Raw genomic sequence first — 25,533 nt, 5'->3', positions numbered from 1 at the left:
TCTGGCTCTGGCATTCCTTGTACACCGCCTTGCGGGCTTCGCATTGCTGCGGATTGACGGCCTTGCTGCAGTCGAATTTCTGCATTTGCTCGCCCATGCATTGCTTGCGCTGCGGGCCGACCATGCCCTTGCAGGCTTCGGCCGCCTGGGCGCGGGCTTCGCGATGCGCATTGCAAGCGGCCGGGTTGGCCGACTGGCTGCAGTCACGCGGCGGCATCTGCTGCTGCACGCACTGGCGGAAGGCTGGGCCGGTCTGGCTCTGGCATTCCTTGTACACCGCCTTGCGGGCTTCGCATTGCTGCGGATTGGCGGACTTGCTGCAGTCGAAATTCTGCATTTGCTCGCCCATGCATTGCTTGCGCTGCGGGCCGGCCTTGTCCTTGCAGGCTTCGACCGCCTTGGCGTGGGCTTCGCGATGCGCATTGCAGGCAGCCGGGTTGGCCGACTGGCTGCAATCACGCGGACCGCGGGCGCCCGGCCCACTCCCTTGCATCATGCCGGGGCCTTTGCCTTGACCCATCATCTGGTCGGGGCCACCCATGCCGCCCATGCCGGGGCCGGGTTGGGCGATGGCTGGCAAGCAGAACAGCGCGGCGATCAAGGCGCTACCGATCATCATCAGGCGGGATTTCATTTTGTGCTCCTTGTTGTTGGTGGGTTCAATTTGATTGTAGGACGATGCTGAAAAGATATCCCGGCAAGTTGTAAATGACTGCAAACAGAAGTGGCCTCGCTTACAAAGCGTTACGACTCACGCTATATTCCTGCGCATGAACAAGAATGCGAATTCACACGAGCACCGTCTGGCGCTTTCCGAGGTGCTGGCGCTGATGGTGGCGGATGGCCTGGTCGAGCCGGCGCTGGCTGAGGCCCTGAAAAACGAGCGTCGCCTGCATGGCGGCCGGATCCACCCGCTGATCGTGATTGCCGACCAGAAATGGCGGGCGCCAAAACTGCCGCAGCGCCTGCTGACGCTGGAGGTGCTGACCGAGTGGCTGGCCGGCTGCAGCGGCCTCGACTACCTGCATATCGACCCGCTCAAGATCGATTTCACCGGGGTCGCCGATGTCATGTCGAGCGCCTACGCGGCGCGCTTCGGCATTCTGCCGGTGCAGGTGACGACGCGGGAGATCGTCATCGCCACCGCCGAGCCCTTCGTCCGGGAATGGGAAGATGAGCTGAAGCCGATTCTGCGCAAGGAAATTCGCCGGGTGATGGCGAATCCGGACGATATTTCGCGTTACCTGGTCGAATTCTTCGCACTCGCCAAGTCGGTCAAGAAAGCGGCGGCGAAGGGCGAGATCACTTCGGGGCTGTCCAGCTTCGAGCAGCTGGTCGAACTCGGCAAGGGCAACAAGCAGTTCGATGCCAACGACCAGCACATCGTCCATATCGTCGACTGGCTGTGGCAGTACGCCTTCGACCAGCGCGCCTCGGATATTCACATCGAGCCGCGGCGCGACATCGGTATCGTCCGTTTCCGCATCGACGGCGTGCTGCATCAGGTGTACCAGATCCCGATGACGGTGATGAACGCGATGACCAGCCGCATCAAGCTGCTCGGCCGGATGGACGTCATCGAGAAACGGCGGCCGCAGGATGGCCGGGTCAAGACACGGACGCCGTCGGGGCAGGAGGTGGAGCTGCGCCTGTCGACGCTGCCGACCGCCTTTGGCGAAAAGCTGGTGATGCGGATTTTCGACCCGGAAGTGCTGGTCCGCGATTTCCGCTCGCTCGGCTTTTCCGAAGACGACCAGACGCGCTGGAAGCAGATGACCGCATCGCCGAACGGCATCATCCTGGTCACCGGCCCGACCGGCTCGGGCAAGACGACGACGCTGTACACGACGCTGAAACAGCTGGCGACGCCGGAAGTCAATGTATGCACCATCGAGGACCCGATCGAAATGGTCGAGGGCGCCTTCAACCAGATGCAGGTCCAACACAGCATCGACCTCGGTTTTGCCGACGGTGTGCGGGCGCTGATGCGGCAGGACCCGGACATCGTGATGATCGGCGAAATCCGCGACCTGGAAACGGCAGAAATGGCCATCCAGGCGGCGTTGACCGGCCACCTCGTGCTCTCCACGCTGCACACCAACGATGCGCCATCGGCGATCACTCGCCTGCTCGACCTCGGCGTGCCGCCCTATCTGATCAATTCGACGCTGCTCGGCGTCATGGCGCAGCGTCTGGTCCGGACGCTGTGCCCGCATTGCAAGAAACCGATGCCGACGACGGAAGATCAGCGCGCCGCCTGGCGCTCGCTGGTCGCTCCGTGGAAGTCCGGCGAGCCGGCCCAGATCTGGGAGCCGGTCGGCTGCCTGGAATGCCGGATGACCGGCTATATCGGCCGGGTCGGTATTTACGAAATCCTGCTCAACTCACCCGAGGTGCGCCGGATGATCAAGCCGGCGATGGAAGTGGCCAAACTGCGTGAGCAGGCCTACCGCGAAGGGATGCGGCCCTTGCGCATTTCCGGTGCGCTGAAGGTGGCGCAGGGGGCGACTTCGCTGGAGGAAATCATCAAGGTGGCGCCGCCGGCCGATGACATTTAGTTAATCAAAATAGTTCTTTTTGATTAGGCAAAACGCCGTAGTGTGTAGATAATGTCACCCTCTTCGCAAAGGGGTTATTATGGGTGTCGAGCTTTACAACGATGGAAAACACATCGTTCACGCGTTTTACGATCTGGTTGATGACTCGCCGACCGGTGCCGTCCAGTCCAACCAGTTCCTGATCGCCGATCATGGCCACGGCGCGCTGATCGACCCCGGCGGCAACATGACCTACTCGGGGCTGCTGATGGACATGCAGCAGTATTTCCCGTCGCGCGATCTCGACTACATCCTGGCCTCGCATCCCGATCCGGACATCATCGCCTCGGTCAACAAGTGGTTCATCGCCTCGCACTGCAAGGTCCTGATCTCAAACCTGTGGACCCGCTTTGTCCCGCATTTCACCAACGGCAAGGACATTTCCGGCCGCATCGTCGGCATTCCCGACCAGGGGGCGCAGATTGCGCTCGGCCAGTGCAAGATCATCGCCTTGCCGGCCCACTTCCTGCATTCCGAAGGCAACTTCCAGTTTTACGACCCGATCGCCAAGATCCTCTTTTCCGGCGACCTCGGCGCCTCAATGGTGCCGCACGAACTGGCCGCCGAGCCGGTCAGCGATTTCGCCAGCCATGTCCGTTTCATGGAAGGCTTTCATCGGCGCTACATCGTGTCGCGCAAGGTCGCCCGTTTCTGGGCCAACATGGTGCGCCAGCTCGATATCGAGCAGATCGTGCCGCAGCACGGCAGCCGCTTTGCCGGCAAGGCCGCGGTCAACGACTTCATCAGCTGGGTCGAGGGTATCGAGTGCGGCGTCGATCTGATGACGCAGGCCCACTACTGCGTGCCGCAATAAAGCGGCGCGACTAGAGCAGGCTGGCCTTGCGGCGCACCGCGTCGACATAGGCCAGCGCATCCATCGGACCGCCCTCGCGCTGGGCGCGCCAGATGGTTTCACCGAGGCATTCGAGCAGCACATGTTCGGCATCGTGCGGGTCCATCCGGCTGCGCAGGCTGTCGAAGGCGGCGCGGATGCCCGGCGGCTGGTCGATGCTGATCTGCTCGTGGATGGCAAGGTGCAGCGAGAGATGCAGGAAGGGATTCATCTGACCGGCTTCCGGCGCCCATTCCTGCTCGATAGCGCCGGTACTGTCGGCAAGCAAGGCGTGATATTCAGGATGACGGATGGCGAGATCGGCGGCGGTGACTTCGGCGCCGACCAGCGGCAGACGTTCCAGGTGTTTCTTCCAGGCATCGCAGAAGAAACGACGAACTTGCTCGCGGGACGGATTAAACATGCTTGCCTTCAATAAGTAGAGTGATGACGGAATTGTGGAACAGCCGGTTTTGAGCGCCGGCCGGGGCAATCTGGCCGCTGCCGTAGGCACCGAGCAACGGGGTGTCGGGAAACTGCTGGCGGAAGGCGAGCAGGTCGCGATCATCGTCGCCGTAGAACAGCGGGCCGCGGCCGATGCAGGAGAACATCAGGCCGCAATCCGGCCGGAAAATTCCCTCTTTTTGCACGTCGACCCTAGGGCCAGCCGTTGTTTCTATGGTCGCAGGGCCAGCCGTTGTCTCTATGGTCGCAGAGCCCGCCTTGACCGCCATGGTCGCCGCCCTTAGTGCCTGCCGCATGTCCTGCTCGGCGGCCAGCGGCTGGCGCATGGCCCAGGTGATCGTTTCACCCTCGCTCAGCGCCTCGGCCAGGCTCAGCGAACCATCGGCATTGGCCGACAGGATGGGAATGCCCGGCTGGTCCAGCAGGCGCAGGGCGACGATCTGATGCAGCGGGATGTTGTCGCGCAGTTCAGCTGGCAGGTTGCGCTGCAGGCTGGCCAGCGCCGTCTGGCCGGCGCAGCGACAAATGTCGTAGCCGCGCGTCGCATCGATGCGCAGGGCCTCGCCGAGCAGACGCAGGCCAGGCGAGATGGCCAGGCGGGTCTGGCCGGGCAGGCGGACTTCGGCGCAGCCGTCGGTGGCCAGCCGGCCGTGCGTCCAGACGGCGGCATCGGTGTCGAGGAGACCCAGGCGCGGAACGCCCTCGTGCCAGGCAAAGGGCAGGGTGGTGTGGCCGCTGAACGAGACGATCGGCGCTGCAGGCGGCGCCGGGTCGGCATTTTCCAGAACCAGCGCCGCGGCGCCGGGTTGGTCGAGCAGCCAGCCGCGCTCGGTAAACAGGCCGCTGGCGGTGCCGCCAAAGACTTGCAGGCAGCCCGCGGCACGGGCGGCGGCAAGGATGGCGGGCTGTGGCTGGCGACTGAATTCGCGGCTCAGGAACAGGATGACGGCTGCGGCGCGTTCCAGGCCGGCCGCGGCGAGGGCCTGGCGAACGGCCTTGCTGGCCAGTTCGGGCGCCGGGTGCGGGCCGTTGGCCAGGCCGCTGCCGGCTTTCACAGGGCCTTGCCCTTGAAGGTGCAGAGGTCGGCAACGACGCAGCGTCCGCATTCCGGCTTGCGGGCCTTGCAAATGTAACGGCCATGCAGGATCAGCCAGTGATGGGCGTCTTTCTTGTATTGCTCGGGCGTGACGCGCAGCAGTTTCTGCTCGACTTCGAGCACGGTCTTGCCCGGGGCGAGGCCGGTGCGGTTGCCAAGCCGGAAGATGTGCGTGTCGACGGCGATGGTCGGCTGGCCGAAGGCGGTATTGAGAACGACGTTGGCCGTCTTGCGGCCGACACCGGGCAAGGCTTCCAATGCGGCGCGCTCGGTCGGCACTTGGCCACCGTGCTCGGCGAGCAGGATGCGGCAGGTGGCGATGACGTTTTTGGCCTTGGTGCGGTAGAGGCCGATGGTCTTGATGTACTCGGTCAGGCCTTCCTCGCCGAGGGCGGCCATCGTCTCCGGTGTCGGGGCGAGCGGAAAAAGGCGGGCCGTCGCCTTGTTGACGCCGACGTCAGTCGCCTGGGCCGACAGGATGACGGCGATCAGCAACTGGAAGGGGCTGCTGTAATGCAGTTCCGTTGTCGGCGCCGGATTGCTTTCGGCAAGGCGGCTGTAAAAGGCTTCGATGGCGGCTTTTTTCACGATTTAAGGCTTTTTCAGGATTGTCAGGCAAGCCGGAATGATGGATATTCAAGGAAAACAAATTCTAACCGACAGAGAAGGCTGCGCTTCTGTGGCACTGATAACCCGTGGGGATAATCTCGTTCTCTCCCAGATTGTCGAAGGCAATCCGGTGGCCAGTTTCGTCATTGACGACCAGCACCGGGTCACCCACTGGAACCGGGCTTGCGCTGTGCTGACCGGGGTGCCGGCGGCCGAGATGATCGGTCATTCCGAGCAGTGGCGCGCCTTCTACGATCACCCGCGACCGATCATGGCGGATTTTATTGTCAGCGGTGCCCTCGAAGGTGCGGTCGACCAGTTCTACCACGGCAAATTCAGCCGCTCGGCGCTGATCGAAGGCGCTTTCGAGGCCGAGGATTTCTTCCCGGCTTTTGGCCAGGGGGGGCGCTGGTTGTACTTTACCGCCGCCCCGCTGCGTGATGCCGAGGGCCGGGTGATCGGCGCCATCGAAACCTTGCAGGACGTGACGGATCGCAGGCGGGCAGAGGAGGCCCTGCGCGAGAGCGAGGAGCGTTATCGCGTGCTCAGCGTCACCGATCCACTGACCGGGCTGTTCAATCGTCGCCACCTGCATCAATGCCTGCACGCCGAACTGGAAAGGGCCGACCGCTATGCCCGTCCCTTGTCGGTGCTGGTCATCGATTGCGACAACTTCAAGCAGATCAACGATACGCGGGGCCATCTCGAAGGCGACAAGGTCTTGCAGGGGCTGGCCCATTTGATCGGCGAGTCGCTGCGCAGTACGGACAGCGCTTTCCGCTATGGCGGGGAGGAGTTCGTCGTCCTTTTGCCGGAGGCCGATGCGGCTGCCGCGTGTTTGTTTGCCGAGCGCTTGCGCGAGCGCGTCGCCATTCAGGCGGCGCTGGCCAACGATGCCGAACTGGCCGGTTGTACGGTCAGTATCGGGGTCGCCGAGTATGTACGGGGCGAAGGCGAGGCTTCCTTCATCCATCGGGCCGACGAGGCCACTTATGAAGCCAAGCGGCGCGGCAAGAATTGCGTCATCGAGGCCGCTTGAGTTGTTGCCGGGCGAGCTTGTCCGCCCGCAGAGAATCGCAGGACACTGGTGCCAGAAAAATCGAAAATCCCATTGACCCGGCGCTTGCTGCTCGTCATTCCCGTTCTGCTTATTGCTTCAAGTCTGGCTTCCCTGCTGGTGCCCTATGACCATCAGAGCAGCGAAGGCGTCGACCGCAGCATTCCGGCCTCGACGAAGGATGCCGTTGAGCCGATCTTGCCCTTGCCAGCTTTGCCCGTTCTGTCTGCCGAGCGGGTCGCCCTCGGTGAGCGGTTGTTCAGCGACAAGCGCTTTTCCGCCGACCGGACGCTGGCCTGTGTCTCCTGTCACGATCTGAGGCGCGGCGGTGCCGATGGCCGGCCGTTTTCCGTCGGCATCGGCGGTGCTGTCGGCGAGATCAATGCGCCGAGCGTCTTCAACAGCGGACTGAGCATGGCCCAGTTCTGGGATGGCCGGGCGCTGACGCTGGAGGAGCAGGTGGCGGGGCCGGTGCACAATCCGCTGGAAATGGGCAGCAACTGGTCGCAGGTGCTCGACCGCCTGGCGCAGGATGAGGCGTTGCAGGCCGATTTCCGGCGCGCCTACCCGGATGGCCTGACGGTGAACAATGTGAGCAATGCGATTGCCACTTTCGAGCGCTCGCTGCAAACCCCGAATTCGCGCTTCGACCGTTATCTGCAGGGCGATCAGGCGGCCTTGAACCCGGCCGAAGTCGAGGGCTACCGGCGCTTCCGCGAACTGGGCTGCAGCAGTTGCCACCAGGGGGCGCTGGTCGGGGGCAACATGTATCAGAAGTTCGGCGTACTCGGCGATTACTTTGCCGGTCGCGCCATCACCCGGGCCGATCTGGGGCGTTTCAACGTCACCCAGCGCGACGAGGACAAGCATGTCTTCAAGGTGCCCAGCCTGCGCAATGTGGCGCTGACCGCTCCCTATTTCCACGACGGCTCGGTGGCGACCCTGGAGCAGGCGGTACTGCTGATGGGGCGTTACCAGTTGGGGCGCGAACTGTCGGAGCTCGATGCACAGGCGATTGCCGCCTTTCTCAAGAGCCTGACCGGCGAATGGCGGGGAGCGCTGCTGCAATGACGACGCCACGGGAACGAAACCGGCGTTGGCTGCTGCTGGCTCTGGGGGGTGTTGCACTGGCCAGTCTGCTGACCTGGCTGTTCGTGCGGGCCGGCGAGGTGGCGCCGGAGGTGCATTATTCCTACATGCAGTCGCTGCGCCGGATCGAACAGGCGGATGTCGAGTTGAACGCGGCGGTGCTGGGCAGTTATTCCGATCTGGTGCATAACTACGATGCGTTGGTCCGCCATCTGCGTGAAATTCGCGAAGAGCGGCCGAGGATACTCAATTTCCCGGGCTGGACGCCGGTCGATCATCTGCCGCTGCTGAACGCAAAGCTGAATGATCTGTTGGCGGCGCAACTGGCCAAGGAAGCCGAGATCGACCGCTTTCAGCGGAGCAATGCCGTGCTGCGCAATTCCCTGCATTATTTCCCGCAGGCTGCCGAGCACTATCTGCAGCAGGCCGGAGCGGCCGCGCCGCCGGAACTGGGGCGTTTCCTGCGGGCCGTGCTGAGTTTCGGCCAGGGGCCGGATCGCGACTCGGTGGTTGGGCTGATGGCCATGCTCGAACGTCTGGAGAAAGTGCCGGCCGAGTCCCTTGCCAAGGAGCCGGCCGGCCTGGCGCATCTGCTGGTGCACGCCCGCGTCATCATTGAACGGCGGCCGGAAGTCGATCAGCAGGTTTTCCGCATCATGCATTCGCCGACGACGCAATTGCATGAGGAACTGACCCGGCTCTATACGGCCGGGCATGCCGCGTCCCTGAGCATCGCGGCGAGCTATCGCCGTCTGCTGTATACCGTCGCCTTGCTGCTGGTGCTCTACGTCATTTATGCGGTTATTCGCATCGACAAGAACCGGCGCGACCTGGCCCAGCGCCTCAAGGCTCAGCGCCGGGCCGAGGCCCAACTCCGGCTCTATGCCCGGGTCTTTACCAGTGCCACCGAAGGAATGACGATTACCGATGCGCAATCGCGCATTCTTGCGGTCAACCCGGCTTTTTGCGCAATAACCGGCTATGCCGTCGAGGAGGTGATCGGCCAGACGCCGGCCATCCTGAATTCGGGGCGCCAGGGGCCGGAGTTCTATCGCCAGATGTGGGCCGAACTGCTGGAGTATGGCCAGTGGCACGGCGAAATCTGGAACCGGCGCAAGGATGGCGGCATCTATCCGGAGTGGCTGTCGCTGGCGGCCGTGCGTGAAGATGGCGAAGCGGTCAGTCACTACATCGGTGTCTTCACCGATATTTCGGAGCGCAAGCAGAACGAGGCGCGTATTCAGCATCTGGCGCATCACGATGCGCTGACCGGCCTGCCGAATCGCCTGCTGCTCGAAGACCGGATCGCCCAGGCGATCGTCAAGGCGCGGCGCAGCAAGCTGCCGGCGGCGGTGGTTTTTGTCGATCTCGACCGTTTCAAGAATATCAACGACACCCTCGGCCACGAAATCGGCGACCACCTGCTGATCCAGGCCGCCCAGCGCGGCTTGGCCGTGCTGCGCGAAACGGACACCCTGTCCCGGCTGGGTGGCGACGAATTCGTCGTCGTCCTGCCCGAACTGGAGCAGGTGCAGGACGCCATGCATGTCACCCGCAAGCTGCTGGCAGCGATGGGCCAGCCCTATCTACTGGCCGGCCATGCGCTGACGGTGACGGGCAGCGCCGGCATCGTGCTCTGCCCGGATGATGGCGTCACCGTGTCCGAGTTGCTGCGCAAGGCGGATGCCGCGATGTACCGGGCCAAGGATGAAGGGCGCAACACGGCGCGTTTCTATGCGCCCGATATCAATCGCGCCTCGCTCGGCGAATTGCTGCTCGAAAACGACCTGCGTGGCGCGCTGGAGCGCGGCGAGTTGTCGATGCATTACCAGCCCAAGGTCGATGCGGCGACTAGTCGTCTGATCGGGGCCGAGGCCTTGATGCGCTGGCAGCACCCCGAGCATGGCCCGATTTCACCGGTCCGTTTCATTCCGCTGGCCGAGGAAAGCGGCCTGATCGGCGGGCTCGGTCAGTGGGCGATTCACGATGTCTGCCGGCAGCAGCGGGCCTGGCTCGATGCAGGCCTTCCGGTGGTGCCGGTGGCGGTCAATATCTCGGCCCATCAGTTTGCGCAGCAGGATGTACCGAAACTGGTCGCCGAGGCGCTGGCCCGCCATCGGCTGGCACCCGACCTGCTGACGCTGGAACTGACCGAATCGCTGCTGATGCGCAACGCCGGGCGAGCGGTCGAGGTGCTGCATGAATTGCGGGCGATGCAGATCGATGTGGCGATCGACGATTTCGGCACCGGCTATTCGTCCTTGAGCTACCTGAACCAGTTTCCGCTGCAGGCGCTGAAGATCGACCGCGCCTTCGTTTGCGAAATCGGCGAAGAAGGGGCGAGCGGCAAGCTGGCCTCGGCGATGATCGCCATGGCGCACCAGCTCGATCTGTCAGTGATTGCCGAGGGGGTGGAAACCGAGGCCCAGCGCGACTATCTGCGGGCACACGGCTGCGATCAGTTTCAGGGCTTTTTGTTCGGTCGACCGCAGGCGGCCGAAGCCATGGGCGCGGTGCTGGCGGCGAGCCGCCAGACCTGATTGCTGCGTCGTCAGTGGCAGCCGGCGGTGGCGACCGGGGTCGGCGGCTTGGTCTGGGCGCGGGCGGCGGCCCGGGCATCCATCCAGTTTTTCCAGGCAATCATGCAGCCGAGCAGGATGAAGGCGCCGGGCGGCAACAAGGCGAGCAGGAAGCCGGGGTAGCTTTCCGGCAGTAGCTGGATCGGCTGCAGGCTGGGGAAAACCATGTCGATGCCGCCGAACAGCGTACCGCTACCGAGCAGTTCGCGCATGCCGCCGAGCAGGGCCAGCGTCCATAGCATGCCGACGCCCATGAAGATGCCGTCGAGCGTCGATTGCAGCGGCGGGTTCTTGGCGGCAAAGGCCTCGACGCGGGCGAGCACGATGCAGTTGGTGACGATCAGCGGAATGAAGATGCCGAGGACCAGGTAAAGCTCGTGCAGGTTGGCGTTGAAGAGCAGATCGACGACGGTGACCAGCGCAGCGACGATCAGGATGAAGACCGGGATGCGGATCTCGTGCGGGATCAGGTTGCGCAGGGCGGCCACGGCAACGTTGGAGAGGGCCATGACCAGGATGGTGGCGAGCGACAGCATGATGCCGTTGACCGCATTGGTGGTCACCGCCAGCAGCGGGCAAAGGCCAAGGATCTGGGCGATCGAGGTGTTCTGCTTCCAGATGCCGTTGCCGGCGATGGTCTTGAATTCGTCACGGGTAATCATTGGGAGCCTCCCTTGCCGGCCGCTTCGGCGAATAGCTGGTTGCGATTGGCTTCGGCCCAGTGCACGGCCTTGAAGACAGCCTTGGTGACGGCGCGCGGGGTGACGGTGGCGCCGGCGTAGTAGTCGAGGTGGCCGCCGTCCTTCTTGACTTTCCAGTCCTTGTCGCTGACCGTGGCCAGGGACATGTCGACAAACTGGGTGATCCACGGCCGGGCCTTGTTCTTGTCCTTCTTGACCTCGATGTAATCGCCGAGGCCCGGTGTTTCCTTGTGTTGCGTGACGCGGACGCCGGCCAACCGGCCGTCGGCGCGAATGGCGACGATCAGCCGGATCTTGCCGGCATAGCCATCCGGGGCGATCGACTCGAAGATCAACGCCGCCGGCTGGCCGCCGCGGCGGGCGCGATACAGCGTGGACGGCTCATTCAGGCCGAGTTCCGGCGTCGCCGGCAGGGTCAGCGTGTCTTCGAGCAGGGCGTTGTCGTACTCGCTGCGCGGTAGCACTTCGTCGACCAGTTTCATCTTCTCTTCGGTCGCCGAGGCTTCGATGGCCGGCTTGGTCCACAGGTAGGCGGCGGAAAGCAGGCCGGTGAAAATGATCACGAAAACAAAGAGGATGGCCGCCGTACGGGCCGCCATGCCGGGTGCGGAGAGTTCCTTGGCAGTCGTCGTCATGCCTTGTCCTTCATGCCGAAGATCGGCGGCTGGGTCAGCAGGTCAATGACCGGGGCGCACAGGTTCATCAGCAATACCGCGAAGGCGACGCCATCCGGGTAGCCGCCAAAGACGCGGATGATGTAGGCGAGCAGGCCGGCGCCGGCGCCGAAGATCAGCTTGCCGCGTGGCGTCGTGCAACCAGAAACCGGATCGGTAGCGATGAAGAAGGCGCCGAGCATGCTGCCGCCGGAGAGCAGATGGAAGAGCGGATTGGCGAATTGGGCCGGGTTGTACAGCCAGAGTCCGCCGGCAACGACGACCAGGGCGCCGATGAAGGCGGTCGGCACATGCCAGGTAATCAGCTTGCGTTGCCACATCCAGAGGCCACCGAGCAGATAGCCGGCGGCCACCCATTCCCAGCCGCGGCCGGCGAAGTTGCCATAAATATCCTGATTGGCCAGCAATTGCGTGACGCTGACACTGCCGTCGGCCAGCTTGAGCGCGGTTTTCATCGCATCGAGCGGGGTGGCGCCGGCCAGCGCATCGACGCGAGGCGCCAGGCCGAGGATGACGTTGATCTGGTCGGCCAGCGACAGTTGCAGTCCGACGCTCGGCCACTGCGACATCAGGGCCGGAAAGGCGACGATGCAGACGGCAAAGGCGACCATCGCCGGATTGAACGGGTTCTGGCCGAGTCCGCCGTACAACTGCTTGGCGATGACGATGGCGAAGACCGTACCGGTGACGACCAGCCACCACGGGGCAAGCGGCGGAAAGGTGAGGGCGATCAGCCAGGCGGTGACGACGGCCGAGCCATCGGCCAGGAACATGCCGAGCGGCTTGCCTTGGACGCGCAACATGGCGGCTTCGGCGAGCAGCGCGGCGAGCGAGGCGATGACCAGTTGGACCAGGATGGCCGGGCCAACCAGCCAGGCATAGGCGGCGATGCCGGGAACCAGGGCCAGGCAGACCTGGGTCATGACCCGGCTGACGCTGGCGTCCTTCAGTAGAAATGGGGCGGGGGCAAACATCAGTCGGTTTTCTCGCTGGCCGGGGCGGCCGGTTCCGCCTGGGCGGGGTCGGTCAGGTGAGCGGCTTGGCGGCGGGCCTCGATCTCGGCCTGTTCGCGTTGCTGGACGGCGCTCAGTTGCTCGGTGTTTTTCGGTTGCACGGCTTCGCGCTGGGCCTTGGCCCGGGCCATAGCGGCGGCGATGGCGGCCTTTTTTGCCTCTTTTTCGGCGTCGACCGCAGGAGTGGCTGTTGCTTCGACGGTCGCCGCACTGGCCGGGACTTGCGTTGCTGCGGCAGCGCTGTCGGGCGCCGTCGGGCTGGCTTCGGCTGCTGCCGCGGCAGCAGCTTCCGCGGCTTTCTTGGCGGCTTGTGCAGCGGCGGCCTTGGCCAGCTTCTCGGCCTTTTCGGCCTTCTCGCGCTCATCGCGCAATTGCTTGAATTCGAAGCGAGCCTTGGCGCCCTCGGCGGCATTCTTGTCGCGTTCACGGGCCCAGATTTCGCTCTTCGCGAAACGGAAATACTGAACCAGCGGAATGCGCGACGGGCAGACGAAGGAACAGCAGCCGCATTCGATGCAGTCGAAGATGTGATATTCCTGCGTCTTGCCGAAATTCTTGGCGCGCGAGAACCAGTACATCTCGAACGGCTGCAGTTCGTGCGGGCAGGCCTGGGCGCAGGCGCCGCAGCGGATACACGGCATTTCCGGCGCCTTGGGCGGGAACAGGCGCTCGGAGTGGGCGATCAGGCAGTTGGTCGCCTTGACCACCGGCACCTTGGCGTCGGGGACCAGAAAGCCCATCATCGGGCCGCCCATCACGATGCCGTCGGTATCCGGCTGCGGCTGGGCCAATTGCAGCAGTTCGCCCATCGGCGTGCCGATCAGCACTTCGTAATTGCGCGGTTCGCCGACGTTACCGGTCACCGTCACCAGGCGCGAGACGACCGGTTCGCCGTGGGCGATGGCGCGCCAGGCGGTGTAGGCAGTGGCGACGTTGAAACACTGGACGCCGAGGTCGGTCGAGCGTTTCGAGGCCGGCACTTCCTTGCCGGTCAGGACGCGGATCAACTGCTTGGCGCCGCCGGCCGGGTACAGCGTCGGCACCTGGACGACCAAAAACGGCTCGCCCAGCGCGTCGACCGCAGCACGCATCGCGGCGGCGGCTTCCGGCTTGTTGTCCTCGATGCCGATCAGCACCTTCTTCGGCTGCAGCAGGTCGCGGAAGACGCCAATGCCGCGCACGACTTCCTCGGCGCGTTCGCGCATCAGCAGGTCGTCGCAGGTAATGAAGGGTTCGCACTCGGCGCCATTGATGACCAGCTCGTCCATCGGCACCGTCTTCGAAGCGGTCAGCTTGCCGTGGGTCGGGAAAACGGCGCCGCCCAGGCCGACGACACCGGCCTGCTGCAGGCGTTCGCGCACCTGCTCGGGAGTCAGCGCTTGGTAATCGACGGGTTGGCGCGCAATCCATTCATCCTTGCCATCCGGCTCGATGACGACGCACATGGCGTCGAGGCCGGAGGGGTGCGGCTGCACATGCATCGCCACTTCGAGCACGGTCCCCGAGGTCGGCGCATGGACAGCGGCCGAAATCCAGCCATCGGCTTCGCCGATCAGCTGGCCTTTCAGCACCTTGTCGCCGGCCTGGACGACCGGCCGCGGCGTACCGCCGATGCTCTGGTGCAGCGGCACGACTAGCTTCGAGGGCAGCGGCGCCTGGGCGATCGACAAACCGAGGGATTGCGTCTTGTTGGTCGGCGGCTTGACGCCACCCTTGAATTTGAACAGATTCATCAGCATCAGGCAGCCTTTTGCAGCGGTGCCGCCTTGATTTCGACGACCGGATACTTCCATTTCCAGTTGTCGATGTTTTCGGTAATTGCTTCCATGCGGATACATTCAACCGGGCAGGGCGGCAGGCACAACTCGCAGCCGGTGCACAGCGGGGTGATGATGGTGTGCATCTGCTTGGCGGCGCCGACGATGGCGTCGACCGGGCAGGCCTGGATGCACAGCGTGCAGCCGATGCAGGTGTTTTCGTCGATGATGGCGATCTGCTTCGGTTTTTCCTCGGCATCGAGCGGCTTGACCTCGCGGCCGAGCAGGTCGGCCAGCTTGGCGACGCCTTCCATACCGCCCGGCGGGCAGAGGTTGATGTCGACATCGCCCTTGGCGATGGCTTCGGCATAGGGCTTGCAGCCGGGGAAGCCGCACTGGCCGCACTGGGTCTGCGGCAGGATGGCCTCGATCTTTTCGACCAGCGGATCGCCCTCGACCTTGAACTTGATCGAGGCGAAGCCGAGGGCGGCGCCGAGGACGACGGCGCCGAGGGCCATGATGGCGATAGCGAGCAGGATATCCATTACTGATACTTGTCCAGGCCGGCAAAGCCCATGAAGGCCAGCGCCATCAGGCCGGCGGTAATCATGGCGATGGCCACGCCGCGGAAATAAACCGGTACGTCGGCGCCTTCGATGCGCTCGCGAATGCCGGCAAAGAGGATCAGCACCAGCGAGAAGCCGACCGCGCTACCGGCACCGAACAACAGCGACTCGACGAAGTTGTAGCCGTTGGCGATGTTGAGCAGCGGCACGCCGAGCACGGCGCAGTTGGTGGTGATCAGCGGCAGGTAGATGCCCAGCGTCTGCTGCAGCGTCGGCGAAGTCTTGGCGATGACCATTTCGGTCAGCTGGACGATGGCGGCGATGGTGACGATGAAGGACAGCGTGCGCAGATACTCCAGGCCGAACGGCATCAGCAGGTAATGATCGATGATGTAGCTGGCGCCGGTCGCCATGGTCAGCACGAAGGTCGTCGCGGCTCCCATGCCGTAGGCGGTTTCCAGTTTCTTGGAAACGCCCATGAACGGGCAAAGACCGAGAATCTTCACCAGCACGACGTTGTTGACCAGCACCGCGCCGACGAGGATGAATAAGTAGTGGCTCATATTTTGGGGAGGCTCGAAGGCCGTATTATCGGGCTTCGCGGGTGTGCAAACAACCGCGCGCCGGTTATGGGCTTATACGGATTTCTTCAACATGTTAGCCAGTGTTTCCGCCACTTCGCTGACCAGATCGGGGCCGCGGTAGATGAAGCCGCTGTAGAACTGCACCAGGCTGGCCCCGGCGCGGATCTTTTCGGCCGCATCTTCGCCGCCCATGATGCCGCCGACGCCGATGATCGGCAGTTCGCCGGCCAGCGCCGTAGACAGCTTCTTGAGCACCGCGGTCGATTTCTCGAAGACCGGCTTGCCGGACAGGCCGCCGGTTTCGTTGCCGTTCGGCAGCTTGTCGACGCCGTCGCGCGACAGCGTGGTGTTGGTGGCGATCACGCCATCCATCCGGTGGCGGCGCAGTGCATCGGCAATCGCCAGGATCTGTGCGTCGTCGAGGTCGGGGGCGATCTTCAGCGCCATCGGCACGTACTTGCCGTAGTTGTCGGCCAGTTGTTCCTGCTTCGCCTTCAGTTGCGCCAGCAGGTCGTCGAGTGCGTCGTCCTTCTGCAACTCGCGCAGATTCTTGGTGTTCGGCGAGGAGATGTTGACCGCGACATAGCTGGCGTCGTTGTAAACCTTCTCCAGGCAGATCAGGTAGTCGTCGGCCGCCTTGTCGATCGGGGTCGTCGCGTTCTTGCCGATATTGATGCCGAGAATGCCGCCATTTTTCGGAAACTGCGCGGCGCGCACGTTTTCCAGCAGCTTGTCGACGCCGGCATTGTTGAAACCCATCCGGTTGATGATGCCCTGCGCTTCCGGAATGCGGAACAGGCGCGGCTTCGGGTTGCCATCCTGCGGCCGTGGCGTGATGGTGCCGATTTCAAGAAAGCCGAAACCGAGCCGGGCCAGGCCGTCGATGTAGTCGCCGTTCTTGTCCAGGCCGGCGGCGAGGCCGACCGGGTTGGGGAACTTCAGACCCATGACCTCGACCGGGCAGGGCGCCACCGGTTTGGCCAGCAGCCCGGCAAAACCGGTCGCATTGAGGAAGGAGACACCGCTCATGCCAATACCGTGGGCGGTTTCGGCGTCGAGCGCGAAGAAGAATTTGCGGATGAGTGGATATAGCATAGCCCGCGATTTTACCGCATTGGCGCCCGTGAATACGTCATTTGCCGCTCGATTTGCGCTTACTCGAAAGACATGGCGCGATGCCCTTGGTACCATACAAGGGTCTTTCTTCCGAACCCGTGCGCCATGACATCTCCGCTCGATCTTCTCAAGGCAATCCGTTCCGGCCGGCTGCAGGATGTGCGCGCCGTCTTCGAGTCCGGGGTGACGCTGGAGACCGAGTCCGGGCAGGGCGAGCCGGGCCTGCCGATGGGCATTGCCTGCTTTCTCGGGCATGTCGATATCGTTCGCGAATTGGTCGGCCGGGGCGCCAAGGTCAATCTGCCGGACAACGCGCAGCCGACCTCGCCGCTCAGCATGGCGGTGCGCGGCGGGCGGACCGAAGTGGTCAGGGCTTTGCTCGAACTGGGGGCAACCTTGCCCGAAGGCATGCAGACCGGCCTCAGCGAGCGCGAGGTGACGGTGGCGCAGTGGATCGCGTTCCGTGACGGTCACGTCAACGAATCCGGACAGACCGCCGAGCAGGTGCCGGTCGTCGAAGAAATCCAGGTCGGTCGGCTGAGCAATGTCGATACCCAGGTGCTCGAAGCCGAGATGCTGCGCGCCGCGATGAACAAGGGCTGATTTCAGGCTGCTTCGGTTGAGCGTCTGCAGGCAGTGGCTGCTTCTGTCGCAATTGTCGCTGTAATGACAATCTCCGCCGTGGCGCGGGGGTAGAGTCCGCCGGCGCATCCGCCACAGGACGGGGCGTGACAGGCGAAGCGCCGGTTGCTCGCCCGACAAGAATCCTGCCAGCTGAGGAGACCGGAAATGAATGATTTGCGATGCGCCCTGTTCGGGGCGCTTGTTTTTTGCGTCAGCCTTGGCCTGACGCTGCCCGCCAAGGCGCTGTCGGGGGCGCCGATCCTGCTCGGCCAATCGGCGCCGCTGAGCGGACCGCTGGCCGAACTGGGCAGCGAATATCGCGACGGTGCGCTGGCCTATTTCAAGTGGGTAAACAGCAAGGGCGGCGTGCATGGCCGCAAGATCGAGTTGCAGACGCTGGACGACGGCTATGTCGTCGAAAAATCGGTCGACAATGCCAAGAAACTGCTGGCCGACGACAACATGCTGGCGCTCTTCGGCATGTTCGGCAGTGCCAATTACGCAGCGCTGATGCCGCTGATCAACGAGCGGGCGGTGCCGTCGCTGGCCCCCTATACCGGTTCCGACGAACTGCGGGCGCAGGCTTCGCCGACCACCTTCTGGCTGCGCGCCAGCTATGGCGATGAAACCGAGAAGATCATCGCCCAACTGACCACGCTTGGCATCGACCGCATCGCCGTCTTCTACCAGAACGATGCCTTCGGCAAGGCCGGCCTGGCCGGGGTTGAAGGGGCCTTGAAAAAGCGCGGCCTGAAACTGCACGGTGCCGGCAGTTACGACAAGACGACAAATGATGTCGGCGCGGCGGTGCAGGCGATTGCCAAGGCCAACCCGCAGGCGGTGGTCATGGTCAGTACCTATAAGCCGACTGCCGCCTTCGTCAAACAGATGCGTCAAACCGGCCTTATGCCGCAATTCTTCGCCCTCTCGGTCGTCGGTTACAAGGCCTTGCAGAGCGAATTGGGCAACGAGGTGGTCGGCATTGCCATTTCCCAGGTCGTGCCTTACCCGTGGAGCGGGACGACGGCCGTGGTGCGCGAGTTTGCCGCGCTGCCGAAGGAGATGCAGCCGAAATCGGGTATTACCTATACGACGCTGGAAGGCTATCTCGCGGCGCGGGTCATGGTCGAGGCGCTGAATCGCGCCGGGCCGCAAGCCGGCCGCGAAAAATTGCAGGCGGCGCTGGAAAGCATGCGGGCTTATGACATGGGCGGCTTTGCCGTCAGCTACAGTGGCAAGGAACGCCTCGGCTCGCGGTTTGTGGAGGTCACGATCGTCGGTAACAGCGGTCGACTGATGCGTTGAGCGGCGGGATGGCCCACTCGTAACAATTACTAACATCTCGCCGAAGGCGAGGGGAGGTAAACTGCCGGCCATGTCGATTTCGCCACGCCGTCTTCTCCCCTTACTTTGTTGTCTGGCCATGCCCGCTTGGGCAGCCGGGCTGAATGATCCGTTCGATGTCGAGGCGATGGCACCGCTTAAGCCGTCGCCGCGCCTGGCGGCCCGGGTTGGCGAGGCGCCATGCTCGACCGACCTGCCGGCGACGCCGCTGGCGGCGATCGATGCGGTCGACCTTGCCCTCTGCAACAATCCGCAAACGCGCGAAGTCTGGGCGGCGGCGCGCGTCCAGGCGGCGCAGGTCGGGGTCGCGCAGGCGGCCTGGCTGCCGAGTCTGGATGCCCGGGCAAGCGCCAGCCAGTTCGCCAACGAACAACGCAACTACAACCAGAGCACGGCCGCATTGACGCTGTCCTGGCTGGTCTTCGATTCCGGCCAGCGCTCGGCCAATATCGAAAATGCCCGGCAATTGCTCGATGCCGCGGCGGCGACGCAAAACGCGACGGTGCAGACGCTTTTCCTGGCGGCATTGCAAAGCTATTACACGGCACAGGCGGCACGCGCCGCCGTCATTTCGGTGACCGAGGCGGAGCGGGCGGCGCGCGAGAGTTTCCAGGCGGCGGAAGGCCGCTACAGCGTCGGTGCGGCGACGCCGGCCGATCGCCTGCAGGCGCAGACGGCGCTGTCGCAGGCGACGCTGAACCGGATTCGGGCCGAGGGTGAGGCGCGTAATGCCTTGGGCGTGCTGGCCAATGCGCTGGGTTTTCCGGCCCAGCAGAAATTTACCCTGGCCGAGATTCCGAGCATCGCGCCGGGACAGAGTTTTCAGAAGGATGTCGATGCCCTGATCGAGGAAGCGCGCGCCCGGCGGCCGGATCTCAAGGCGGCGGAAGCGCAGTTGAAGGCGGCCGAGGCGTCGGTCGATCTCGCCCGCGCCCAGGGCCGGCCGACCGTGTCGCTCGGTACCGGGCCGACCTGGCAGGATGTCGGCGGTGTCGTGACGCAGGGCGGCAATGTCGGCCTGACCCTGAATGTGCCCATTTTCTCCGGTTTCGACACGACCTATCGCGTCCGTTCGGCGGCGGCCCAGGCCGAGGTCAAGGCGGCGCAGCGCGACCGCTTGCAGAACCAGGTGGCGCTCGATGTCTGGAAGGCCTATCAAAGCCTGACCACGGCGACGCAAAGCCTGCTCACGACGGCCGACCTGGTGGCCAGCGCCGAGCAGTCGGAGCGGGTAGCGCTCGGTCGCTACAAGGCCGGCGTCGGCACCGTGCTCGATTTGCTGGCGGCGCAGAGCGCGCTGGCCAGTGCCCGCCTGCAACGCATCCAGGCGGCGCTCGACTGGCATGTTTTCCGCGCCACGCTGGCCCAGGCCGTCGGCGCGCTCGATTACACACTGCTGCAAGGGGCAGCAGAAGGAAGACCATGAAACGGATAGGTAAGATTCTCATTGGCGTCACGCTAGCGGCTGGCCTGGTTGGCGGCGGCGTCTGGTACGCCAAGCAGCGCGCGGCGCAGAACCCGGAAACGCGCTACAAGCTGGCCACCGTCGAAAAAGGCGAGGTGACGCAGACCGTTTCGGCCAACGGCACGCTGAATCCGGTGGTGCTGGTCAGCGTCGGCACCCAGGTTTCCGGCACCGTCAGGAAGCTGTATGTCGATTTCAACGACAAGGTGAAGGCCGGCCAGCCCTTGCTTGAACTCGACGATGCGCTGGTTTCGGCCACCGAGCGGCAGAGCGCGGCCAGCGTGGTCAACGCCCAGGCGACGCTGGAACTGGCGCAGGCCAACGAAGCGCGGATGAAATCGCTGTTCGCCCAGGAGTACGTGTCGAAGCAGGAGTACGACCAGGCCAGCCAAGCGCTGAAGTCGGCCAAGGCGCAAGTGGCGCTGGCCAAGGCGCAGAACGAGCGCGACCGGGCCAACCTCAATTTCACGGTGATCCGCTCGCCGGTCGACGGCGTCGTCATCGACCGCGTCGTCGATCTCGGCCAGACGGTGGCGGCCAGCTTCCAGACGCCGACGCTGATCAAGATCGCCCAGGATCTTTCCGAAATGCGCATCGACACCAGCTTCGCCGAAGCCGATATCGGCAGCATCCGCGAAGGGCAGAAGGCGCGCTTTACCGTCGATGCCTTCCCGAATCGCAACTTCGTCGGCGAGGTGCAGCAGATCCGGCTGAACCCGACCAATCAGCAGAACGTCGTCACCTACAATGTCCGCATCAACGTCGCCAATCCCGAGCAGGTGCTGCTGCCGGGCATGACCGCCTACGTCAATATCGGCGTCCAGAAGCGCGAGGATGTGCTGCTGGTGCCGAATGCGGCGCTGCGTTTCAAGCCGGCCGAGGCGGCCGAGAAGAAGGCGGAAAATGGCCAAAAACCGGCGTCGACCGCAGGCATGCCGCCGGCCGGCGAGGGCGGCGGCCCGAAAGGTCCCGGCAAGGGCAAGAAGCGCGACGGCCAGAGCGGCACGGTCTATGTGCTGGCCGATGGCGAATTGAAGCCGGTCAGCGTCCAGCTCGGCATTACCGACAACCGCAATACCGAGGTGCTGAGCGGCGATCTGGCGGTCGGCGCGCGCATCGTCACCGGCGAAAACACCAACGGCGTCAAGCCGCCGTCCAGCGTCGGCATGCGGATGTTCTGATGGCCGAACCGGTAATTCGCGTCGTCGGGCTGGGCAAATCCTACGCCACCGCCGCCGGGTTGTTCCCGGCGCTGAAAGGCGTCGATCTGGAAGTCCGCCCCGGCGAGTACATCGCCATCATGGGGCCGTCGGGTTCCGGCAAGTCCACCTTCATGAACCTGCTCGGCTGCCTCGATACGCCGAGCATCGGCGACTACTACCTGGCCGGCGAAAACGTCGCGCACATGGAAAAGGATGCGCTGGCCGTCCTGCGCAACCGGACGCTCGGCTTCGTCTTCCAGGGCTTCAACCTGCTGCCGCGGATGAGCCTGCAGGACAACGTCGCGCTGCCGCTGGTCTATGCCGGCGCCGACAAGGAAAGCCGGCGGGCCGCAGCGTGCGAGCTGCTCGACAAGGTCGGCCTCGGCAAGTACGCCGATTCGCTGCCCAACCGCATTTCCGGCGGCCAGCAGCAACGGGTGGCGATTGCCCGGGCGCTGGTCAACAAGCCGCGCCTGATCCTCGCCGACGAGCCGACCGGCAACCTCGACAGCCATACCAGCGAGGAAATCATGCGCCTGTTCGGCGAGTTGAACGCCGAGGGTATCACCATCGTGCTGGTCACCCACGAGCCAGATATCGCGGCGCACGCCAAGCGGCAGGTCAAGTTTCTCGACGGCCAGATCGTCAGCGACCATCTGACGGGGCAGACCGCATGATTTTATTGTCGCGAAAAATGGCCGATTCCGACGGTCGACCGCCGGAATGGCACCAAAACGAGCGCCGTGAGGGCCGGCCATGTTGAAGGCCATGCTCAGCGAAGCCTGGCTGGCGATGGGCGCCAACCGCCTGCGCACGGCGCTGACCATGCTTGGCATGGTGATCGGCGTCGGCGCCGTCGTCATCATGATGGCGATCGGTCAGGGCGCGCAGTACGCCGTGCAGCAGACGATCAGCACCATGGGCTCGAACCTGTTCATCGTCCTATCCGGTTCCTTCACCACGGCCGGCGTGCGCAGCGGCTCGGCCGGCGCGCCGACCCTGAACGTCGCCGACGGGGCCGCCATCGCCGAACTGGATGGCGTGTCCAACGTGGCGCCGACCCATCAGGGTACGCGGCAACTGGTCTATGGCTCGCAGAACTGGAGTTCGCAGGTGATCGGCACGACGCCGGAGTATCTCGATGCGCGGGCCTGGAACATCGTCAATGGTGCCGGCTTCGGCGATTCCGACGTCCGTTCGGCGACCCGCGTCGCGCTGATCGGCAAGACGGTGGCGCAAAACCTGTTCGGCGATGACGATCCGATCGGCAAGACGATGCGCATCCAGCAGAACCCGTTCGTGGTCATCGGCGTGCTCGGTAGCAAGGGGCAGAACCTCGATGGCCGCGACCAGGACGACACCGTGATCATTCCGTTGAGCACCGCCCAGCGCAAGGTCTTCGGCACGCCTTTCCTGGGTTCTGTGCGGATGATCATGGTGCAGGCCGACTCGGCCGAAAACATGCCGCGCGTCATGGACAGCGTGACCAGCCTGCTCCGTCAGCGCCACCGCCTGCGCGAGGGGATGCCGGACGACTTCTTCATGCGCAACCTGTCGGCCGCCGCCGAATCCGAAGCCGAGACGACGCGCACGATGTCCATCCTGCTCGGCGCCATCGCCTCCATTTCGCTGCTCGTTGGCGGCATCGGCATCATGAATATCATGCTCGTCTCGGTCACCGAGCGGACCCGCGAAATCGGCATCCGGATGGCCATCGGCGCCCGCCAGAAAGACATCCTGACCCAGTTCCTGCTCGAAGCGGTGATGATCTCCTTCGCCGGTTGCCTGCTCGGCCTGCTGCTCGGCCTGGCCATCGCGCTCGGCATCAACGCCTTCACCGGCATGGTCGTCGTCATCTCCGGCAGCGCGGCCCTGGTCGCCTTCGCCGTGGCGGCGACGGTCGGCATCTTCTTCGGCTGGTACCCGGCCCGCAAGGCGGCCCAGCTCGACCCGATCGAGGCGCTGCGCTACCAGTGAGAAAAGGCCAGGCGAGCCGCCTGGCCTTTGGGTTTTGGGCGGCTGATTTGGGTGGTTTGGCGTGCGTGGGTGGCTGACTAAGATTCGGCTGCTTGCCAGTAGAAAACAGCAATACGCCTGATATCGGGCATTGCAATACTGTTCACCTCAAACTCGATATCGCAAGCATTCCACCAAGAGCCTAAATGCCGGTGATGACTGCCGGCTTGTTGGATAGTAAAGGTGGTACCCAGGGTATGGCTGACACCAGTCCTCCAACACTGAAATTATTTTCCCGCTGGCAAGCTCCTCCTTAGCCATGTCCGCTGGCAGGTAAGCCAAGCCACAACCAGCCACGGCTGCCCGAAGAATGTGAGACCCTATATTGAATGTCCATTGCCCCTCGACGTGGGCTTTCAATGGGCTTCCCTCTTTCTCGAATTCCCAAACCATGTAGCTATCGTGGGTCGGCAGTCGAAGATTGATGCACTTGTGTTTTGACAGATCCTGGGGGGATTGCGGTCGTGGGTGACGCGCGAAATAGTCCGGCGAGCCAACAACGGCTACTCGTAGGTCAGGCCCAATCCGCACCGCGACCATATCTTTCTCGACTTGATCGCCGAGGCGTACGCCGGCATGAAAGCGCTGCGCAACGATATCGGTCATCCCGTAATTGACGTTTATCTCGACTCTGATTTCGGGGTAGTCCTGCAAAAGTCCCTGCAGACGAGGCCAAAGCACCGTATTGGCTGCGTGTTCAGCAGTCGTGATGCGTATCAGGCCACTTGGCTTGTTTCTTAGCTCGCATAAAGCCGCCAGTTCGTTATCGATTTCCTCAAGGCGCGGAGCAACATTCTCCAGCAATCGGATTCCTTCTTCGGTCGGCGAAACGCTCCGCGTGGTGCGGGCCAGCAAACGAACTCCGAGTCGGGCTTCCAGGCTGCGAATCGTGTGACTCAGGGCCGATTGCGATATCCCTAACTGAGCCGCTGCTCGGGTGAAATTCCTCTCCCGCGCTACTGCAATGAACGCAACGAGATCACTAAAGTTGCCGGCAGCCATTTATCAGTCCTGTGCATAAACCCATGCTGATTTTAGCGTATTAACAAATCAATCAGCGGCAACTACATTGACCAACATCAGCACACGGAACTCATCTGTTTCAAATAGCAGTGTGCACCTCACCATTCAAAGGAGATTCGTCATGAAGAAGCGCATGCTTGGCAACAGTGGTCTTGAGGTATCAACACTGGGCCTCGGCTGCATGTCCATGAGTTCTGCCTACGGTCCGGCCGGCGACAAAACGGAGATGATCGCGCTCATCCGCAAGGCGGTTGATCTGGGCGTCACATTCTTCGATACGGCCGAAGTCTACGGCCCATTCGTGAACGAGGAGTTGCTGGGTGAAGCACTTGCACCTTTCAGGGGACGGGTGGTCATCGCCACGAAGTTCGGCTTCGACCTCGATCCGGCAACCGCGCAACGTTCGGGGGGTGTGAACAGCCGCCCGGAGCATATCAAGGCTGTCGCCGAAGCATCGCTGAAGCGTCTCAAGGTCGATGCCATCGACCTGTTTTACCAGCATCGCGTTGATCCTGGTGTGCCCATCGAGGACGTTGCCGGAGCGGTAAAGGAATTGATCGCCGAAGGCAAAGTGAAGCATTTCGGCTTGTCCGAACCGGGTATCCAGACGGTTCGCCGTGCCCACGCAGTACAGCCGGTGAGTGCCGTGCAAAGCGAGTATTCCCTGTGGTGGCGAGGCCCGGAAACCGAATTGCTGCCGACACTGGAAGAGCTGGGGATCGGCTTTGTTCCGTTCAGCCCGCTCGGGGCTGGTTTCCTGACCGGCAAGATGGACGAGAACACCCGTTTCGATAGCACCGACTTTCGGTCGCAGGTGCCGCGTTTCTCACCGGAAGCCCTGAAAGCCAACGTCGCGCTGGTTGCCCTGATCCGGGAGGTTGCCGAGAGCAAAGGAGTGACTCCCGCCCAGATTGCGCTCGCCTGGTTGCTGGCGCAGAAGTCCTGGATCGTTCCGATTCCCGGCACCACGAAACTGCATCGCCTTGAAGAGAATCTGGGGGCCGCCGCTGTCGAATTGACCGCCGACGACTTGCAGCAAATCGGGTCGGCCGCCTCGAAACTGCATCTGGAAGGCGCGCGCTTGCCCGAGTACGCGCTGAACATGACCGGACTGTGAGCGCTGT

At 63.6% G+C, this 25,533-nt stretch carries 24 protein-coding genes; 12 read left to right on the top strand and 12 right to left on the bottom strand.

Annotated elements, in window-relative coordinates:
- The coding region (locus tag AT959_RS21675; RefSeq protein ID WP_205629971.1) for a hypothetical protein at window positions 1-634 on the bottom strand (634 nt) is incomplete at its 3' end.
- Between the two features lie 136 nt (window positions 635-770).
- On the opposite strand from AT959_RS21675, the gene tfpB reads away from it, so the two are divergent.
- Both tfpB and AT959_RS19095 read left to right on the top strand, forming a co-directional pair.
- Entirely contained in the window at window positions 771-2,558 is a 1,788-nt protein-coding gene (gene tfpB / locus AT959_RS19100) for a type IV pilus assembly ATPase TfpB (RefSeq protein WP_066886954.1), read from the top strand.
- 79 nt (window positions 2,559-2,637) lie between these two features.
- Window positions 2,638-3,411 (top strand): oxygen-binding di-iron domain-containing protein, encoded by a 774-nt coding sequence (locus AT959_RS19095; protein WP_066886952.1) that lies wholly within the window; start codon window positions 2,638-2,640, stop codon window positions 3,409-3,411.
- 10 nt (window positions 3,412-3,421) lie between these two features.
- On the opposite strand, the gene AT959_RS19090 is transcribed toward AT959_RS19095, so the two are convergent.
- Genes AT959_RS19090 through nth form a run of 3 tightly spaced genes read right to left on the bottom strand, consistent with a single transcriptional unit; the run spans window position 3,422 to window position 5,578 of the window.
- Entirely contained in the window at window positions 3,422-3,853 is a 432-nt protein-coding gene (locus tag AT959_RS19090) for a DUF1841 family protein (RefSeq protein ID WP_066886950.1), read from the bottom strand.
- Window positions 3,846-4,949, bottom strand: coding sequence for an FIST C-terminal domain-containing protein (locus tag AT959_RS19085; protein WP_066886948.1), 1,104 nt, complete (start codon window positions 4,947-4,949; stop codon window positions 3,846-3,848). Before AT959_RS19085 ends, AT959_RS19090 begins: the two co-directional genes overlap by 8 nt.
- The gene (nth, locus tag AT959_RS19080; RefSeq protein ID WP_205629970.1) at window positions 4,946-5,578 is read right to left on the bottom strand and encodes an endonuclease III; all 633 of its coding nucleotides are present in this window, start codon (window positions 5,576-5,578) and stop codon (window positions 4,946-4,948) included. Before nth ends, AT959_RS19085 begins: the two co-directional genes overlap by 4 nt.
- 91 nt (window positions 5,579-5,669) lie before the next feature.
- Between nth and AT959_RS19075 the strand changes: the two genes are divergently transcribed.
- The 3 genes from AT959_RS19075 (at window position 5,670) to AT959_RS19065 (ending at window position 10,285) form a co-directional block, all read left to right on the top strand.
- A complete protein-coding gene (locus AT959_RS19075; protein ID WP_240481893.1) occupies window positions 5,670-6,638 on the top strand; it encodes a sensor domain-containing diguanylate cyclase in 969 nt (322 codons plus the stop codon).
- Between the two features lie 72 nt (window positions 6,639-6,710).
- Window positions 6,711-7,727, top strand: coding sequence for a cytochrome-c peroxidase (locus AT959_RS19070; protein WP_240481892.1), 1,017 nt, complete (start codon window positions 6,711-6,713; stop codon window positions 7,725-7,727).
- The gene (locus tag AT959_RS19065) at window positions 7,724-10,285 is read left to right on the top strand and encodes an EAL domain-containing protein (RefSeq protein ID WP_066886943.1); all 2,562 of its coding nucleotides are present in this window, start codon (window positions 7,724-7,726) and stop codon (window positions 10,283-10,285) included. The genes AT959_RS19070 and AT959_RS19065 overlap by 4 nt, the downstream gene beginning before the upstream one ends.
- 11 nt (window positions 10,286-10,296) lie before the next feature.
- On the opposite strand, the gene AT959_RS19060 is transcribed toward AT959_RS19065, so the two are convergent.
- The 7 genes from AT959_RS19060 to AT959_RS19030 all read right to left on the bottom strand — a co-directional run bounded on the left by AT959_RS19060 (window position 10,297) and on the right by AT959_RS19030 (window position 16,714).
- Window positions 10,297-10,986 (bottom strand): electron transport complex subunit E, encoded by a 690-nt coding sequence (locus AT959_RS19060; protein WP_066886941.1) that lies wholly within the window; start codon window positions 10,984-10,986, stop codon window positions 10,297-10,299.
- Window positions 10,983-11,660, bottom strand: a complete 678-nt coding sequence (gene rsxG, locus AT959_RS19055) for an electron transport complex subunit RsxG (protein WP_066886934.1) — start codon at window positions 11,658-11,660, stop codon at window positions 10,983-10,985. The genes AT959_RS19060 and rsxG overlap by 4 nt, the downstream gene beginning before the upstream one ends.
- Window positions 11,657-12,673, bottom strand: a complete 1,017-nt coding sequence (locus AT959_RS19050) for an RnfABCDGE type electron transport complex subunit D (protein WP_066886924.1) — start codon at window positions 12,671-12,673, stop codon at window positions 11,657-11,659. Before AT959_RS19050 ends, rsxG begins: the two co-directional genes overlap by 4 nt.
- Complete coding sequence (gene rsxC, locus AT959_RS19045; RefSeq protein WP_066886921.1) at window positions 12,673-14,451, bottom strand: electron transport complex subunit RsxC; 1,779 nt, start codon at window positions 14,449-14,451, stop codon at window positions 12,673-12,675. Before rsxC ends, AT959_RS19050 begins: the two co-directional genes overlap by 1 nt.
- The gene (gene rsxB, locus AT959_RS19040; protein WP_420806649.1) at window positions 14,451-15,014 is read right to left on the bottom strand and encodes an electron transport complex subunit RsxB; all 564 of its coding nucleotides are present in this window, start codon (window positions 15,012-15,014) and stop codon (window positions 14,451-14,453) included. The genes rsxC and rsxB overlap by 1 nt, the downstream gene beginning before the upstream one ends.
- Window positions 15,014-15,598, bottom strand: a complete 585-nt coding sequence (gene rsxA, locus AT959_RS19035) for an electron transport complex subunit RsxA (protein ID WP_066886919.1) — start codon at window positions 15,596-15,598, stop codon at window positions 15,014-15,016. Before rsxA ends, rsxB begins: the two co-directional genes overlap by 1 nt.
- Before the next feature lie 72 nt (window positions 15,599-15,670).
- A complete protein-coding gene (locus AT959_RS19030; protein ID WP_066886916.1) occupies window positions 15,671-16,714 on the bottom strand; it encodes a quinone-dependent dihydroorotate dehydrogenase in 1,044 nt (347 codons plus the stop codon).
- 126 nt (window positions 16,715-16,840) lie between these two features.
- Here AT959_RS19030 and AT959_RS19025 point away from each other — a divergent pair, with 126 nt between their 5' ends.
- The 6 genes from AT959_RS19025 to AT959_RS19000 all read left to right on the top strand — a co-directional run bounded on the left by AT959_RS19025 (window position 16,841) and on the right by AT959_RS19000 (window position 23,347).
- Window positions 16,841-17,338, top strand: a complete 498-nt coding sequence (locus AT959_RS19025; RefSeq protein ID WP_066886913.1) for an ankyrin repeat domain-containing protein — start codon at window positions 16,841-16,843, stop codon at window positions 17,336-17,338.
- A gap of 186 nt (window positions 17,339-17,524) precedes the next feature.
- Entirely contained in the window at window positions 17,525-18,664 is a 1,140-nt protein-coding gene (locus AT959_RS19020; RefSeq protein WP_066886909.1) for an ABC transporter substrate-binding protein, read from the top strand.
- Between the two features lie 118 nt (window positions 18,665-18,782).
- Entirely contained in the window at window positions 18,783-20,129 is a 1,347-nt protein-coding gene (locus AT959_RS19015) for a TolC family protein (RefSeq protein ID WP_066886905.1), read from the top strand.
- Entirely contained in the window at window positions 20,126-21,349 is a 1,224-nt protein-coding gene (locus AT959_RS19010) for an efflux RND transporter periplasmic adaptor subunit (protein ID WP_066886899.1), read from the top strand. The genes AT959_RS19015 and AT959_RS19010 overlap by 4 nt, the downstream gene beginning before the upstream one ends.
- Window positions 21,349-22,047 (top strand): ABC transporter ATP-binding protein, encoded by a 699-nt coding sequence (locus AT959_RS19005; RefSeq protein WP_066886897.1) that lies wholly within the window; start codon window positions 21,349-21,351, stop codon window positions 22,045-22,047. The genes AT959_RS19010 and AT959_RS19005 overlap by 1 nt, the downstream gene beginning before the upstream one ends.
- 79 nt (window positions 22,048-22,126) lie before the next feature.
- Complete coding sequence (locus tag AT959_RS19000) at window positions 22,127-23,347, top strand: ABC transporter permease (protein ID WP_066886894.1); 1,221 nt, start codon at window positions 22,127-22,129, stop codon at window positions 23,345-23,347.
- A gap of 147 nt (window positions 23,348-23,494) precedes the next feature.
- Here the strand turns inward: AT959_RS19000 and AT959_RS18995 are convergent, their stop codons facing one another.
- Window positions 23,495-24,388, bottom strand: a complete 894-nt coding sequence (locus tag AT959_RS18995) for a LysR family transcriptional regulator (protein ID WP_066886891.1) — start codon at window positions 24,386-24,388, stop codon at window positions 23,495-23,497.
- A 142-nt stretch (window positions 24,389-24,530) separates the two neighbouring features.
- Here AT959_RS18995 and AT959_RS18990 point away from each other — a divergent pair, with 142 nt between their 5' ends.
- Complete coding sequence (locus tag AT959_RS18990) at window positions 24,531-25,526, top strand: aldo/keto reductase (protein ID WP_066886887.1); 996 nt, start codon at window positions 24,531-24,533, stop codon at window positions 25,524-25,526.
- Window positions 25,527-25,533: the final 7 nt, after the last annotated feature.

This window comes from Dechloromonas denitrificans, from assembly GCF_001551835.1.
GTDB classification, from domain to species: domain Bacteria; phylum Pseudomonadota; class Gammaproteobacteria; order Burkholderiales; family Rhodocyclaceae; genus Azonexus; species Azonexus denitrificans.
This window is presented reverse-complemented; position numbering and strand designations above follow the sequence as displayed.